This window comes from Dongia sp. P2_B8 (assembly GCF_056404715.1).
Window position 1 is genome coordinate 1 of record NZ_JBFUDM010000011.1, and the last position, 16,210, is coordinate 16,210.

The 16,210-nt window shown below is 62.2% G+C and carries 10 protein-coding genes; 8 read left to right on the forward strand and 2 right to left on the reverse strand.

Annotated features, from left to right (window positions below; genetic code table 11):
• Positions 1–164 precede the first annotated feature (164 nt).
• The 7 genes from AC1DWZ_RS23705 to AC1DWZ_RS23735 all read left to right on the forward strand — a co-directional run bounded on the left by AC1DWZ_RS23705 (position 165) and on the right by AC1DWZ_RS23735 (position 11,604).
• The gene (locus AC1DWZ_RS23705) at positions 165–2,786 is read left to right on the forward strand and encodes a helicase-related protein (RefSeq protein ID WP_477171433.1); all 2,622 of its coding nucleotides are present in this window, start codon (positions 165–167) and stop codon (positions 2,784–2,786) included.
• Positions 2,783–3,181, forward strand: coding sequence for an RNA-binding S4 domain-containing protein (locus AC1DWZ_RS23710; protein ID WP_477171434.1), 399 nt, complete (start codon positions 2,783–2,785; stop codon positions 3,179–3,181). Before AC1DWZ_RS23705 ends, AC1DWZ_RS23710 begins: the two co-directional genes overlap by 4 nt.
• 146 nt (positions 3,182–3,327) lie before the next feature.
• Positions 3,328–3,663 carry a ferredoxin FdxA gene (fdxA, locus tag AC1DWZ_RS23715; RefSeq protein ID WP_477171435.1) on the forward strand — a complete coding sequence of 112 codons (336 nt, stop codon included), beginning with the start codon at positions 3,328–3,330 and terminating at the stop codon, positions 3,661–3,663.
• A gap of 637 nt (positions 3,664–4,300) precedes the next feature.
• Positions 4,301–4,843 carry a CarD family transcriptional regulator gene (locus AC1DWZ_RS23720; protein ID WP_477171436.1) on the forward strand — a complete coding sequence of 181 codons (543 nt, stop codon included), beginning with the start codon at positions 4,301–4,303 and terminating at the stop codon, positions 4,841–4,843.
• A gap of 347 nt (positions 4,844–5,190) precedes the next feature.
• A complete protein-coding gene (locus AC1DWZ_RS23725) occupies positions 5,191–6,147 on the forward strand; it encodes a calcium-binding protein (RefSeq protein ID WP_477171437.1) in 957 nt (318 codons plus the stop codon).
• Between the two features lie 146 nt (positions 6,148–6,293).
• Positions 6,294–7,094, forward strand: coding sequence for a hypothetical protein (locus tag AC1DWZ_RS23730; RefSeq protein WP_477171438.1), 801 nt, complete (start codon positions 6,294–6,296; stop codon positions 7,092–7,094).
• 328 nt (positions 7,095–7,422) lie between these two features.
• On the forward strand, positions 7,423–11,604 hold the full coding sequence (locus tag AC1DWZ_RS23735) for a M10 family metallopeptidase C-terminal domain-containing protein (protein ID WP_477171439.1): 4,182 nt from the start codon (positions 7,423–7,425) through the stop codon (positions 11,602–11,604).
• Positions 11,605–11,616: 12 nt separating this feature from the next.
• Here AC1DWZ_RS23735 and AC1DWZ_RS23740 read toward each other — a convergent pair whose 3' ends face one another.
• Complete coding sequence (locus AC1DWZ_RS23740; protein ID WP_477171440.1) at positions 11,617–13,440, reverse strand: adenylate/guanylate cyclase domain-containing protein; 1,824 nt, start codon at positions 13,438–13,440, stop codon at positions 11,617–11,619.
• A 33-nt stretch (positions 13,441–13,473) separates the two neighbouring features.
• Positions 13,474–14,955, reverse strand: a complete 1,482-nt coding sequence (locus AC1DWZ_RS23745) for a M48 family metalloprotease (protein ID WP_477171441.1) — start codon at positions 14,953–14,955, stop codon at positions 13,474–13,476.
• 237 nt (positions 14,956–15,192) lie between these two features.
• On the opposite strand from AC1DWZ_RS23745, the gene pip reads away from it, so the two are divergent.
• Positions 15,193–16,143, forward strand: a complete 951-nt coding sequence (gene pip / locus AC1DWZ_RS23750) for a prolyl aminopeptidase (RefSeq protein ID WP_477171442.1) — start codon at positions 15,193–15,195, stop codon at positions 16,141–16,143.
• Positions 16,144–16,210 lie beyond the last annotated feature (67 nt).

Consider the following 16,210-nt stretch of genomic DNA (forward strand, 5'->3'; position numbering starts at 1 on the left):
GGGGGGGGCCCGACGAGACTGAACGCCAGCACCCCCTCACCCTAGCCCTCTCCCGCCCTCACCCCGACCCTCTCCCGCGAGGGGAGAGGGGGATAGTCATGTCTTTGGCACAACGCGACTGACCCTTGCATTCCGGGCGCCCCCGCGCCAATTCTTGCTACATCATGAACGCTCCCACGCTGCGCCCCGGATCCGAAAGACTGACGGCGGTCCTCGGCCCGACCAATACCGGCAAGACGTATATGGCCATGGAGCGGTTGCTGGGCCACCGGTCGGGGATGATCGGTTTTCCGCTGCGGCTCCTTGCCCGCGAGAATTACGACCGGGCGGTGAAGTCGCTGGGACCGGAGGCTTGCGCCCTGGTGACCGGCGAGGAAAAGATCGTGCCGCGCGGGGCGCGATATTTCTTCTGTACCGTGGAATCGATGCCGCTCGACAAGCCGGTGGCCTTCGTCGCGGTCGACGAGATCCAGCTGGCGGCGGACCCGGAGCGCGGGCATATTTTCACCGACCGGCTGATGCGGGCGCGGGGGCTGGACGAGACCATGTTCATGGGGTCGGAGGCAGCGACCCCATGGGTCAGGCTGCTGGTGCCGGGGATCGAGATCGTCAACCGGCCGCGKTTTTCGACACTCACCTATGCCGGCACCAAGAAGATCACGCGCCTGCCGCCGCGTTCCGCCATCGTCGCCTTCTCGGCCGCCGACGTCTACGCCATCGCCGATCTCATCCGCCGGCAGCGCGGTGGGACCGCGATTGTCATGGGGGCGCTGTCCCCGCGCACGCGCAATGCCCAGGTCGATCTCTATCAGGCCGGCGAGGTCGATTACCTGGTGGCGACGGATGCCATTGGGATGGGCCTCAACATGAATGTGGGCCATGTCGCCTTTGCTGCCCTGCGCAAGTTCGACGGGAGGTCGATGCGGGCCTTAAGCCGCGCCGAGATCGGGCAGATCGCGGGCCGTGCCGGGCGGCACATGACCGACGGCACCTTCGGCACCACGGCGGATGTGGGACCGATGGACCCCGACCTCATCGAGGCGGTGGAGGCGCACCGCGTCGATCCCATCCATTTCCTGATGTGGCGCAATGCCGAGCTCGACTTCCGCTCGGTGGACGGTTTGCTGCGCAGCCTTGATGCGCGCTCGCCGCATCCGGGCCTCGTGCGGCAGCAGGAGGCCATCGATCATCAGTCCCTCGCCGCCCTCGCCCGCGACGAGGAGATCCGCACGCTGGCACAGAGCAAGGCGCGCGTCATGCTGCTGTGGGAAGTCTGCCAGGTGCCGGATTTCCGCAAGCTGATGACGGATGCGCATCTGAAATTGCTGGGGCAGATCTTCCGGCATCTGGCCGGCGGGCGCGGCCTGGCGCTGGGCCGCATCCCCACCGACTGGATCGCCGACCAGATGCAAAGGCTGGACCGGGTCGACGGCGATATCGATCATCTCACGCAACGCATCGCCCACATTCGCACCTGGTCCTATATCGCCCAGCGTGGCGAGTGGCTGGGCGACGCYGGTCATTGGCAGGGCCGCGCGCAGGAGATCGAGGACCGGCTTTCGGATGCGCTCCATGACGCGCTGACGCAACGTTTTGTCGACCGGCGCCACGCCGCCCTGCATCGCCGCATGATCGATGGCGGCAAGCTCGACAGTGCGGTCGGCGCGGATGGCATCGTCACCGTCGAGGGCCATGAGGTCGGGCAGCTGAAGGGGCTCGATTTCTGTCCGGCGGTGGACGCGAATTCCGAGGAAGCACGGCCGCTGCTCGCGGCTGCACGCCGCGTGCTAGGCCCAGCCTTGCGCATCCGTGTCGCCGAACTGGTGGCCAGTCCCGATGGCGATTTCAAGCTGTCGCCGGACGGGCTGATCGGCTGGCGCGAAACACAGCTGGCGCGCCTGGTGCGCGGCGACCAGCCCTTGCGGCCGATGATCGAGCTGAAATCCATCGACCTCATCGACGGGCGGCAGCGCCACGCCATCGACCAGCGCTTGCGGCATTGGCTGGACCGATTGCTGCGCCACCGCCTGCACCCGATCTATCTCGCCCAGGCCGCCCGGCTGGAGCCGGCGGCGCGCGGCCTGGTCTATCAGCTGAGCGAGGGCCTCGGCGCCTTGCCGCGCGAGGCCGTGCGGGCACAGCTTGCCGCCCTCACGGGTGCCGACCGCAAGGCGCTTGCCGCCCTGAGCGTGCGCCTGGGTGCGGTCACCATCTGGATGGGGCGTCTTGATGACCGGCGCCAGCGGCGGCTCCTGGGCCTGCTGGCAGCCCTCTGGCATCGGCTCGCCATCGATGCCGAGGGCAAGCCCGATCCAGCACGCCTCGATGCCATCGGCCTTGCCGCCTGGCAGATGGCTGGCGGCAAGTCTGTTGTCGCCGGCCGCGCCTATACCTTCGGCGAGCTGGAGCGCCTTGCGCTGCAGCTGCGCGAGGCGGCGACGGCAAAGACACTGAGTGCCGACGAAGCCAATGCCCAGAAGTTCAACATGAGCCCCGAGGAGCTGGGCCAGACGATGCGCCTGCTGGGCGTGCGCGCCACGCTGCCGGGCGGTGTGCGGGCGAGGCAACGGCCCAAGCGCGGCAAGCCACAGACCGTGTCATCCAAACCCTTGCGCCCACAGCATCAAGTCCCATTGGCGAAACTCGACCCCAACTCGCCCTTTGCCGCCTTGTCGGTGCTGCAGGAGCGGCTGCTGGCGCGCGATGCGGTCCCGGCGCCGCAAAAGCCGGGCAAGCGCCGGCGGCGCAAGAAGCGCCCGGCAGCGCCGGCAGGTGAACCAGCATGAGCGAGACGCAGCGCATCGACAAATGGCTATGGTTCGCGCGCTTCCTGAAGTCACGCAGCCTTGCCACCACGCTGGCTGCCAGCGGCAGGATCCGGGTCAACGGCACGGTCATCGCGAAGGCGCACAGCCAAGTGAAGGAAGGCGACGTGCTGACCTTTCCGCTGGGTCATCATATCCGCGTCATCAAGGTGCTGGCACCGGGCACGCGGCGTGGTCCCGCCCCGGAGGCGCAGGCGCTTTATGAAGATCTGTCGCCCCCGCCGCCACGGACCAAGGGCGTCACCGAAGTACAAGGCGATCCGCCACAGCGCGATGCCGGCGCCGGGCGCCCGACCAAGCGTGAACGCCGCGCGCTCGATGAGCTGATGGGCGACGATGGGACCGGTGACGATTAAACACAAAAAATTGGCCTATCGGGGGCGTCGGAATTAGGCGCAAGGCCGCCGTGCGTGGCATGCTGTTGCGCCACCCTGAACCCTATGCTAGCAACCCCAGCGACCGATTTATTATTGGCGACCCGCCGTCTTCAGGAGCAGCCGTTATGGCCTATGTCGTTACCGAGGCATGCATCAAGTGCAAGTATATGGACTGCGTCGAGGTCTGCCCGGTCGATTGCTTCTATGTCGGCGAGAACATGCTGGTGATCCACCCGGACGAATGCATCGATTGCGGCGTCTGCGAACCGGAATGCCCGGCCGACGCCATTCTGCCCGATTCCGAGGCCGGAACCGACAAATGGCTGGAGATTAACCGCCAATACGCCGCCGAATGGCCGAATATCACCCGCAAGGGCGAAGCCCCGGCCGATGCCGACGAGTGGAAGGGTGTCGCCGACAAGTTCGAGAAGCATTTCAACCCGGAACCCGGCAAGGCCTGATTGGGTCCAAGCTCGACCTCTAGGATTTCGTTCATAGATTCGGGTCATTCCGGACCAGGGTGATTCTGGGCCAGGTTTCCAGGCGGCTCGACTCCGGGCAAAAACTGATATTCACTTTTTGTTTCTAAGATTATAGTCCTATTGCGCTGCTATGTCGCGCTTGCGATTCCACATTTTGATGCCCACCTAAGCCACGACGCTACAGCCGGTGGTTAAAGTCACTGCGCGCAGCGCATAACTGCCTTTCCTTGAATTCCAGCCCAGTTTTTGGTATAAATCTGGGGAAGGTCGTTGGGGCGGAATTCGTTGGAAAGATTAACCTTTTCACGCCCGTCCAAACCTAAAAGTTAAGATCGAACCAGACTCGGAATCTCACAGGACCCGGGAAAGGTTTGTTGCGGCTTTGAGTCAGGAATTATGACGCTTCAGGGTCCCGCGCGAAGGACCCGATCGAGAAAATGCCGGGTGCGCTGCGGCGATGGCTCGGCAGCAGGCAGTTAGGTGGAGCAACGCCCCCAGATTTGAGGTCGTTGAGCAGTGTGACCCAAGTTTTGTTTTGATACCGGGCGAGGATGCCCCCCATTCGATTTCACCGGGGCGGATGGCCGGATAGTGACGTGAATCAGGATCGGATGACATGGAGCTGGATGTGATCGACAAAGCGAAGAAGGCAGTGGCCGCCAAGGACAAGGATCTGGGTTTCCGCAAGGGCGATTTCGTTGTCTACCCGACCCACGGCGTCGGCAAGGTCATGGGCATCGAGAGCCAGGAGATTTCCGGCCACAGCCTGCAGGTCATCATCATCCTGTTCGACAAGGACCGCATGACGCTGCGTGTGCCGGTCGCCAAGGCCAAGAATTCCGGCCTGCGGAAGCTGTCGAGCAAGAAGGTCATGGAAACCGCGCTGCAGACCCTCAAGGGCCGTTCCCGCGTGAAACGCGCCATGTGGTCGCGCCGCGCCCAGGAATATGAAGCCAAGATCAATTCCGGCGACCCGGTCTCGATCGCCGAGGTCGTGCGCGATCTGCATCGCAATGCCGACCAGCCGGATCAATCCTATAGCGAACGCCAGATCTATCAGGCCGCTCTCGACCGTCTGGTGCGTGAACTGGCCGCTATCGAAGGCATGGACGAACAAGCCGCCACCGAGCGCCTGCATCAGGTGATGAAGGCCGCGTAACCCGCGCCCTTCAGTCGACAAGCTCTCTCCTCAGAGAGGCTCCCCGAGCGGCATGACCGCTAACGACGGATGGTTCCCGGATCCCCTTCCGGTCCATCCGTCGGGGGTGTTCCCTCTTTTGCGCCGCCCCCTCTTCGCACCGCCCCCTCTTCGCGCCGCCCGGGGCACCTTTGCGCTTGAAACGGGCCGGTTTCCGCCAGCGATTACCCAGCCCGCCAGCCACCGCTCACATTCTGTTGCGGTGACCGTCATCACAGGCGGGCCACAAGCGCCGAACCAGCGGTGTGCGCCACCCGACTACTTGTCAATGCGATCACGCAGCAACCAAGTAGCCCGGGAGTTTCCCTATGCTCGAAGATCCGACCAAACGCCTGATGGACCTCAATGCGCTCGATGCGTCCCTCTATGCCGGGCAGATCTATCGCCAAGTCTATTACAGCACCACCCAGGGCAGCGATGCCGCCAACGTGCTCAACGGCGAATCCCATGCCAATGCCATCTATGGCAATGGCGGCAACGACACGCTGAATGGCCTGGGCGGCAACGATCTTCTGGACGGCGGTACCGGCAATGACAAATTGGATGGCGGCACCGGCAACGACAAGCTTTTTGGTGGTGACGGCAACGACACGCTGACCGGCGGCGCCGGTGACGATTATTTCGATGGCGGTGCCGGCTACGACAAGATGGACGGTGGTGCCGGCCATGACACGGTCGACTATTCGAAATCGACCCACGGCGTCTATATCCAGATGAACGGCAGCACCTTTGGCGGCAACGACCAGGTGAGCAATATCGAGGATCTGATCGGGTCCGATTTCGACGACGACATCGACGGCAACAGCAGCAACAACGTCATTTCGGGCGGCAAGGGCAATGACAATCTCGGTGGCGGCGACGGCAATGACACGCTGTCCGGCGGCGAAGGCAACGACTATCTGTTCGGCCAGGGTGGCAACGACACCATCAATGGCGGCGTCGGCGACGATCATATCCATGCTGGCAGCGGCAACGATGTGGTGACAGGCGGTACCGGCCACGACACGTTCCATTGGCAGGTCGATGCGGTGGTGGGAAATGACGTGATCACCGATTTCGATCCGCTGCAGGATGCGCTTGAACTGCTCGATCCCTACGGTGCCGGGTCGCCCAATGTCTTCGTCGGTTCCTCGGCCGATGGCGATGTGATGTTCAGCTTCAATGGCGGCACCGTCGAACTCAACGGCGTGCAGAACCAGGGCTGGTCCTCGGTCCAGGATCTCCAGAATGCCGGGTTCAACATCGACTATACCGTGGTCAACTGAACCCGCTTGCAGCTTGCTTAAGGCACCCCGGCCGGGAAACCGGCCGGGGTGTTTTTTGGCCGAGTGTTTCCAGCTGGGCGTCATCATTCTGTCTTGCATGCTATGATCCGGCATCACGTCCCCGAGTCGCCTTGTCGATCAGCCGCATGCAAGAACGAGACAAATTCGCCATCCTGAAGAAACCCAGCCGCATCTGGGCGATTTCCCCCGTGCATGGCGACATGGCGCGGCTGCGCGCCCTCCACGCCTATCTTGCCGAACAGTTCGACCCCGGCGACCGCATCGTCTATCTGGGCGGGTTCCTGGGGCGGGGCCCGGACGTTACCGGCACGATGGRTGAGATCATCACCTTCCGCCGCCAGATCCTGGCGCGGCCCATCATGTTCGCCGAGGACATCGTCTATCTGCGCGGCCAGCAGGAGGAGATGTGGAACAAGCTGCTGCAGCTGCAATTCGCGCCCAACCCGCGCGAGGTGCTGCCCTGGCTCCTGCAGCAGGGTGTGGGACCAACCATCACCGCCTATGGCGGCGATCCGGCGGAGGGCATCATCCATTGCCGTGAAGGTGCCTTGGCCATCACGCGCTGGACCAATTCGCTGCGCGCCGCCCAGCAGGCGCGGCCCGGCCATGCGGCCCTCATGTCCTCGATCCGGCGTGCGGCCTATACCGACGATCTGGGCCTGCTCTTCGTTCATGCCGGGCTCGACCCGGAACGGCCGCTCTCGGCGCAGGGCGACAGCCTGTGGTGGGGCGGCAGCGCCTTTGGCGCCATGGACCATCCCTATGGCCAGTTCCTCAAAGTGATCCGGGGTTATGACCGCCAGCATGCGGGGCCAGCCATGAGCGCCTTCACCATGACGCTTGACGGCGGCTGCGGTTATGGCGGCAAGGCGCTGGCAGCCCTCCTCGACCCCAAGGGCGAATTGCTGGATCTCGTCGAGGCTTGATCAACGCCGGTAGTCGGCATTGCTTCAGGGAATCGATGGCCGATTTTTCCGTCTCTCCGCAAGACAGCATTTATTTATGGTTACCAAATATGGTTACCAAAATTTAACCGGCTGCGCGGCACTCTCAACTCACATTCATGTCAGGCGTTGGGCCGGTGATTGACAAGATTTTTGCCATCGATTGTATTAGATTCAGTCGTTCTAAATTTGATGCGGCGCTATGCTTCACAGGTATCTCCGCAGGTGTTTCCAATGACTGCCCGACCTGAAGATTGCTGCCGTGTATCGCTTCTCCTTGAGCGCTGCGACCACTTGTTGAGGATGAAGCATGCCGACCCCGTTCAATAGCAGCTCCGTCTCCAATGTCGCGCTTGTTGGAGATGACAGGATCGACGCCCTCATCGCCGGCACGCGCTGGACCAGCAACACGATCAGCTACAGTTTTCCGACCATCGGTTCGACATGGGACACCAACCAATATAAGGCTGGCTTCCAGACGCTCGAGCCGTTCTCGAGCGGCTACCGCGGACTGACGACCGGCGCGGAACAAGACGCCTTTCGTACTGCGCTCGCGGCCTTCTCCAACGTCGCCAACATTACCTTCAACGAAGTCACTGAAACGTCGAGCTCGGTCGGTGACATCCGCGTCGCGTTCAGCAGCTATCCGGGCAATTTCGGCGCAGCAGCCTGGGCCTACTATCCCAGCGGCTCCTCCATCGGCGGCGACATCTGGATCGATCCCACTTACGCACCGAATCTCGACTTGGAGCCGGGTGAATTCGGCCTCTCGACGATGATCCATGAGCTGGGCCATGCGCTTGGCCTGTCTCACCCTTTCAATGACGGCGAGGGCGGCGGCGAGGTCTTTCTCAACGGCAAAGAGAACAGCCAGATGTATTCCATCATGGGATACGATCTCAGCCCCTATGCTACGATCGAAGCCTCCGGCCTGATGCTCTATGACATCCTGGCGATCCAGGCGATCTACGGCGCCAACACGACGTTCCATGACGGCGACGACAATTACAGTTTCAGCAATTCCGAGGAAACCCTGCAGACCCTCTGGGATGCCGGCGGTGTCGACACCATCGACGCGTCCAACCAGATCCGGTCCGTCATCATCGATCTCCATGCCGGCTCGTTCAGCTCGATCGGCATCAAGAACAATGCCCAGACGGCCGTCAACAATCTGGCGATCGCCTTCGGTGTCACCATCGAGAATGCGACCGGCGGCACGGGCAACGACAAGCTTTATGGCAACGATGTCGCGAACATTCTGACCGGCGGTAAGGGCAACGATTTATACGTCGCGAACACGTCCGACACGATTGTCGAGCTTGCGGACGGTGGCATCGACACGGTTCAGTCTGACGAAGACATGACATTGGTCGACTATGTCGAAAATCTTACCCTGACCGGAACCGCGCATGCCGGCGTCGGCAATGCGCTCAACAACATCCTTATCGGGACGACCAACGCCGACGATCTGGACGGCGCCGAGGGCAAGGACACGCTGCAGGGCGGCAAGGGCGACGATCTTTATCGCCTCGATCTGGTGAACGCCGCCGGCATGGCGGTGGTGGAAGACATCATCATCGAGAGTGCCAGCCAAGGCCATGACAGCGTGGAAATCCGCAGCAGCGGCGATTTCGACCTTGCCGCCGCGACCTGGACATTGGCCGCCAATGTCGAGGCCGTCGATGCAACAAACAGCGGTAACAACAAGCTCAACCTCATCGGCAATGCGCTCGTCAACGAGATGACCGGCAACGATGCCGACAATCAGATCGACGGTGGTCTCGGCAACGACATGTTGCAGGGCCTAAAGGGCGACGACACATTGCTCGGCGGCGCCGGTGACGATTCCCTGGATGGCGGGGCCGGCAACGATGTTCTGGATGGCGGGACCGGCAACGATACCTTCGCCGGTGGCCTCGGTGACGATACCTATCTCGTGGACAATCTCGGCGACAAGGTCCAGGGCGAAGACATTGCGGACGGCAATGATGCCGTGAAATCGTTCGTCTCCTACACGCTCTCGGACGGCGTCGAAGATCTTTATCTGTTGGGCACAGCGCTCACAGCAACCGGCAACAGCAGTGCCAACAAGCTTTATGGCAATGACGGCGCCAACCTCATCGATGGTGGTACCGGCATCGATGAGATGGCCGGTGGCAAGGGGGCTGACACCTATCTGGTCGATGACACGAATGATGTGGTGGATGAATCCATCGCCGGTACCGCCGGCGGCATCGACACGGTAAAAAGCTCGGTGAGCTATACTTTGAGCCCGACCGGTTTCGTCGAGAATCTGATCCTGACCGGCGGCAACAGCAACGGCACGGGCAACGATCTCAACAACGTCCTCACGGGCAGTGCCGGGGCGAACATTCTCCTCGGCGGCAAGGGCAACGATACCCTCAACGCCGGCGCCGGCGATGATGATCTGGATGGCGGCATTGGCATCGACAAACTTGCGGGCGGTGCCGGCAGCGACCATTATATTATCGACTTGGCGCTCGCCGGCACGGTCGCGAAGCTGGAGGACAGTGTCATCGAAGCCGCTGGTGGCGGTGATGCGGACGAGATCCAGCTCCGCGACCTTCTCAACCTCAACCCGACCGGCACGACGGTGCTGACCTTGGCCGCCAATGTCGAGAATCTGGATGCGTCGGCTGTCGGATTGACGCGGCTCAATCTCATCGGCAACACCGCCAAGAACATCATCACCGGCAATGACAGCGACAATGTGCTGGATGGCGGCGCTGGTGACGATGCGCTCAAAGGCGGCAAGGGCAACGACACGCTCAAAGGCGGCACGGGCAATGACGCGCTGACCGGGGGCGAAGGTGATGATACCTACATCGCCGGGGATTCCGATACGCTCACGGAAGGCACCAATGAGGGCGACGATACGGTGCTGTTGACCCTGACCAAGGTCGGCAGCTTCGACCTCAACGGCAATCTCGCCGAGATCGAGCATGTGACGCTGCTGGGGAATTTCGCCGGTGATGTGACCGGCAGCGATGCCGACAACAAGCTCACCGGCAATGCCATGAGCAACACGCTGGATGGCGGCAAGGGCGACGATATCCTGGATGGCGCCGCCGGCAACGACACGCTGATCGGCGGCGATGGCGACGATTCCCTCAAAGGCGGCGCCGGCAAGGACGTCATGCAGGGTGGCGATGGCGACGATATTTATTATATCGACACGCTTGGCGAGACGGCCGACGAAACAGCTTCGGACGGGAAGGACACGGTCGTCACCACGCTGCTCACGACCGGGCATTTCGCGGGCGTTGAGAACTATACCTATAGCGGGACGTCCGCCTGGACCTTTAGCGGCGATGGCGCGGACAATATCCTGACCGGCGGCAGCGGTGCCGACAAGCTGACCGGCGGTGTCGGCGTGGACACGCTCAAAGGCGGCCTGGGTAGCGACACCTATGTCATCGACGATGGCGATGATCTCATCTTCGAGGCTGACGGTGCCGGTACGGACAAGATCCTGACCAGCGTCAATCTGGATCTCGGCACCAGGTTCGCCGGCCAGAAAATCGAGAATGTCGTCGTCACCGCCGGCAGCAACGTGACGTCGCTCATCGGCAACGACCTCAACAACAACCTCAATGCCGCGGTGCTGGTAAGCGCCATCGCCATCACGCTGAGCGGCGGCGACGGCAACGATACCCTGACCGGGGGGGCCGGCAAGGACACCCTGGAAGGCGATGCTGGCAAGGACATGCTGCTGGGTGGCGCTGGCGACGATGAACTGACCGGCGGCAGCGGAATCGACAGTTTGAACGGCGGTGCCGGCGACGATGTTTATCATGTCAATCTGATGGTCTCGGGCACCCTCGGCAAACTGGAAGATACGCTGACGGAAGCGGCGGGCGGCGGGAATGACACGATCATCCTGCATGATCCGATTGTTTCGGAGCCCACCGGCATCACGACGCTTACTCTGGCTGCCAATTTCGACAATCTGGATGCCAGCGACAGCAATTGGACCAAGCTCAACCTTACCGGCAATGCGCTCGACAATTTCCTGACCGGCAATGATCATAACAATGTGCTGGATGGCGGCGGCGGCAACGACACCCTCTATGGCAATGAAGGCAATGACACGCTGAAGGGCGGGATCGGCAATGACACGCTCTTTGGCGGCATCGGCGACGATGTCATGACCGGCGGGGCGGGCAAGGACACCTTCGCCTTCGACGCCTTCGGCGAGGGTGATGACAAGATCACCGATTTCAACAAGCTTGAGGACAAGCTGTCCTTTGCCGATGCGCTTGATGCGGACCATGACGGCAATATTCTGGAAGATTTGCTTTTGCTAGCTGCGACCTTCAATGACAAAGGCGCCGGAAGCGATGTCGTGGTCGATTTCGGCAATGGCTCAACGCTGACATTCGTCGGGATCGGAACGGCAAATCACAGCATCAACAGCTTCGACGATCTGGTCAACGATCCGGCAACACAGCTTGTCACACATCTGCTGTAGGAAACGGCACGTCTATTCCAGCCGATAGATCTCGGTCGCCGTCGTGCGGCCTGGCAGGGTCTCTTCACCGAGCGCGGTCAACGCGATATCGGGCGGCAGGAGCTTTGCTGCGTCGGCACTGAGGCTGACGATGACCGAGCGCGTGCCGTCATCGACTTCCTTGCCGAATTGTTCGAGGCGCTGGGCGATGTTCACGGTGTCGCCGACCAGCGTGTAATTGATGCGCCCCGGCGCCCCGATATTACCGGCGATGGCCCGGCCGCTGTGGATGCCGATGCGGATGCGCACGGGTGCGAGGCCCTTGCGGGCGCGCCTGGCATTGTCGGCGGTGAGGCGTGCGCTGATGCGTTGGGCCGCGCGCACGGCACGGAGCGCATGATCCTCCTGCGCTTCCGGCGCCCCCCAGAAGGCCATGATGGAATCGCCGATATATTTGTCGATGCTGCCCCCTTCCGCCCCGATGTGGCTGCCCAGCAAGGTGAAATGCCGGTTGAGGAAGGCCGCGAGACGCCGCGGACTGAGGCGCTGCGAGATGCCGGAAAAGCCGACGATGTCGGTGAACAGCACCGTCACCTCGACCTCGCGCGAGGCCAGCACGTCGCTGCTGGTCGAACTCATGAGATGCGGCACCAGCGATTGCGGCACATAGGTCGAAAACCAGCCAAGCCCGCTACGCATGCTGTTATAGGCATTGGCGGCCACATCGATTTCGCGGAAGCGGCTGCGCTGCAATGTCGGCGCACCACCGAAATCGAGCTCTGCCAGACGGCGTGTCGCATCCGCCAGTGAATGCATGGGATAACCGATGCGGCGCCCAAGGATCAGGGCGAGGATGACGGCGATGAAGATGACGGCAGCTGCACCGTAGAGAGTCAATTCCAATTTCTCGAACACACTGGCCACCACGGAAGATCGCAGATAAACGCCGATCGTTAGCGGCTGGCCGATGAGCTCCGGAAAATGCTTGAAGATGATAAGGTACTGGTCGCCGCCCACCGTGACGTCCTGCTCCTGGAACGCCGAATTCAGCCGATTGGTCGGCGTCACCGTTCGGGCCAGCGATGGATCGAACTGTGCCAAGACCGGGTCGTTGATTTCGTCGAAGCGCGGCAGCGGGCGATCTTCGCTGAGATGGAAATCGCCGCCAAACAATTGCCGGTGCGAAAACACCATGCCATTTTCACCGAGTACGAAGGGCGTGGTTTCGGGCCCACTGCGATCCTTCAAGTTTTGGGATATCTGAGGCAGTGACACCACAGCGGTAAAGACCCCAATCAACTCGCCCTTGTGACGCACCGGTGCCAGTGCCGACATCACCGACTTGTCGAGTTCGGGAATGAAGATGGGAGTGCCCCAGATCGGGTCATGCGCCACAGAGCCCAGCAGCAGCGCCCGCCGATAGCCAGCCTTGCGCAAGCCGTCATCGATCCGCGCAACATAGAGCCTGCCGTCGAGCTGTCGCGCCGCTTCCACGACGGTGAGGTCGGGGTGGATGAAGCTCACCCCTGTCAGCTGCGGCGAAGCGGCGAGGGAACCCATCAGCAAATCGGAAAGGCGCTGATTGTCGTCCACCGCGACCTGGCCACTGGCCACATAACCAGACAGGAAGCGCACTTGCTCCAGCGCCGGGTCGAGCTCGCCTTCTAATGACTTCTCAAGATTGGTGATCTCCCGATCGACCAATATGTTGAGCAGGTCCGTGGTGTTTTCAATGGCGATGTAATTGATCACAGCAGCGACCAACGCAATCGCCAGCGCCGCGAGGCCGCCGAAGGTCGCGGCGAGCACCAGCCAGATCGGGTAGCGCCAAGCCGTTGGGTCGGATACGCGTGCCATGCCGCACTCTATCGCACGGCACCTAGAAAATGATCAATAGGAGACGATCTTCACCAATTGCCCGGCCTGCAGGGGCTGGCCCTGGTCCAGGCGGTTGATAACCTTGAACCAATCGACCTTGGCCTCATCGACCTGCATGTTGGCAGCGAGGCTTTCGATCGTATCGCCCGCCTTCACCGTGACGATCCGGATGCGCTTGGCCTTGTAACCGCCGGCCTCGGCGGCCGTGATCTGGCGGAAGCTGTTGGCCGTGGCGCCGAACTGCGCATCCTGGCTGTTGAAGCCCTGCGAGGGGGCTGCGAACATGAAGCGAAAGACATGGTTGTCCGGGAAGCGCACGGCGATGAGGCGGATGGTTGCCGGCTGTTCGTTGATGGTGCCGTGGGCAATGCCGGTCGCCGCTTCCATGCCGTTGATGTTGATGCGTTGGGCGTCGGTGATCTTCGCCTTGGGATTCCACTGGGTCTGCACATAGTCGACGAGATCGCCCACCGTGCCATCCGCCATATCGAAGATCATGCCGGCATTTTTCGATTGGCCGATGACCGCCGTCGCCGTGTTCTTGAGCTTGAAGCCCGGAGGTGCGGTGAAGGCAAATCGCAGGCCTGGATGGATGAAGTCGCGACCCTTGACGACGCCTTCCTGCGGGTTGTCACCCCACATGATACCGTCAATCTTGGTCAGGAATTCATTGCGTGCGATCATGGCGCCGGGCACCGGCGGGCCGGCCTGGTTGATCGCCTGCTGCACGCGGTCCGCGGTCTGCGGGTGGGATTGCTTCATGCTGTAGGTATCGGCCGCGGCCTCGTTGCCGGCGAGACGCGCCTCAAGATGCGTGTCGGCATTCAGTGCACTGAGGAACGTTGCCATCGCCTGCGGATCATAGGTCGCGCGCTTCAGATAGCGGACACCCAGTGAATCGGCTTCGAACTCCTGGTCCTGCGAATATTTGCCGAGATAGTCGGCGGCGACTTCGTTGCTGACGGCGCCTGCCATCTGCGCACCCTGGTCGCCGCCGAGAATAGCGCCCAACAGGGTGGCAATGGTGGCACCCACCTGCGCCTTCTGCTGCTGGCCCATGCGTTCGGCGGTGTGGCGGGCATTCACATGGCCGATCTCGTGGCCGAGCACACCGGCCACTTCAGCCTCGTTGACGGCAAGGCCCAAGAGACCGCGGGTGATGTAGACATAGCCGCCCGGTAGGGCGAAGGCGTTGATTTCGGCCGAATCGAGGACGGTGAAAGTATATTTGACGTCTTGCCGTTCGGCGGTTGCCGCCACGAACTGGCCGACGCTGTCGATATAGGTGTTGAGGGCCGGCCTCTCGGCGTAGGCACCGCCGAATTCCGCGAGGATCTTGGGATGCTCCTCGGCACCAATCTGGTTTTCCTGCGCTTCGGTGACACTGGTCGAGAAGGTGCGGCCCGTGGCCGGGCTGGTTGCCTGCATGCAGCCGGAAAGCAGCAAGGCTGTACCGGCAAGAAGGAACGTGGGAAGGAAAAGCGTGCTGCGCATGCGGGCTGGCTCCGGGACCGATTCCAATGGACTCATCGGCCGGATACTAACGCGGCGCCTGCCGCGATTCGGTACCTTTTTTGACGGTCCCAGCCGAACCAACGTCACAAATGCGCGATGGTTCCAGGCCGCGATGGGTCCGGGCCTTGTGAGCCGCCGGGATCGGCATGCTATAACGGCGGGCAGACCCACACGGGCCAGCCAGACCTCATCATCCCGCCAGGACATTCCGGAATCATGCCGCCCAAGGATCTTTACCCCGACATCGCACCCTATCGGACGGGGGAGCTTGCGCTCGACGAACCCCATCTCATGTATTTCGAGGAAAGCGGCAACCCGGACGGCGTGCCGGTGGTGTTCCTGCATGGCGGTCCCGGGGCCGGTGCCAATGCCAGCCATCGCCGGTTTTTCGATCCCAAACATTACCGCATCATCATTTTCGACCAGCGCGGCAGCGGCCGCTCGAAACCGCTGGGCGAGATAAAGGCCAACACCACGCCCCTCCTCATCGAGGATATGGAGCGGTTGCGGCGCCATCTCTCCATCGATTCCTGGTTTGTTTTCGGCGGTTCCTGGGGATCCACCCTGGCGCTGGCCTATGCCGAATTCCACCCGGACCGGGTGCGGGGCCTGGCGCTCCGCGGCATTTTCCTGTGCCGGAAGTCGGAAATCGACTGGTTCCTCTATGGCCTCAAGGAACTGGCGCCGGAGGCCTGGCGCCAGTTTTCCGGCTATATCCCGGAGGCGGAACGCCATGATCTGCTGGCGGCCTATCACAAGCGCCTGATGCATGCCGACCCCAAGGTGCATATGCCGGCGGCCCGCGCCTGGAGCATTTATGAGGGCAGCTGCTCGACCCTGTTGCCCAGCCCCGAGACGGTCCAGGCCTTTTCCGGCGATACGCTGGCCCTGGGCCTGGCGCGCATGGAAGCCCATTATTTCGCCAACAACATCTTCCTGCCCGAGAACTTTCTTCTCGAGAATATCGACCGGATCCGCAAGATCCCGGCCTTCATCGTGCAGGGTCGCTACGATCTGGTGTGCCCGATCCGCTCGGCCGATGATCTATCCCGCCTGTGGCCGGAGGCGCGCTATACCGTCGTGCCCGATGCCGGCCATTCGGCCATGGAGCCGGGGACCAGGGCGGCGCTGGTCCAGGGCATGGAACGTTTCAAGGAACTGGGCTGAGGCCGCTTTCCTCCCTCTCCCTTTAGGGGGAGGGCCGGGGCGGGGGCGACGTCCGTTTCGCCCTGTG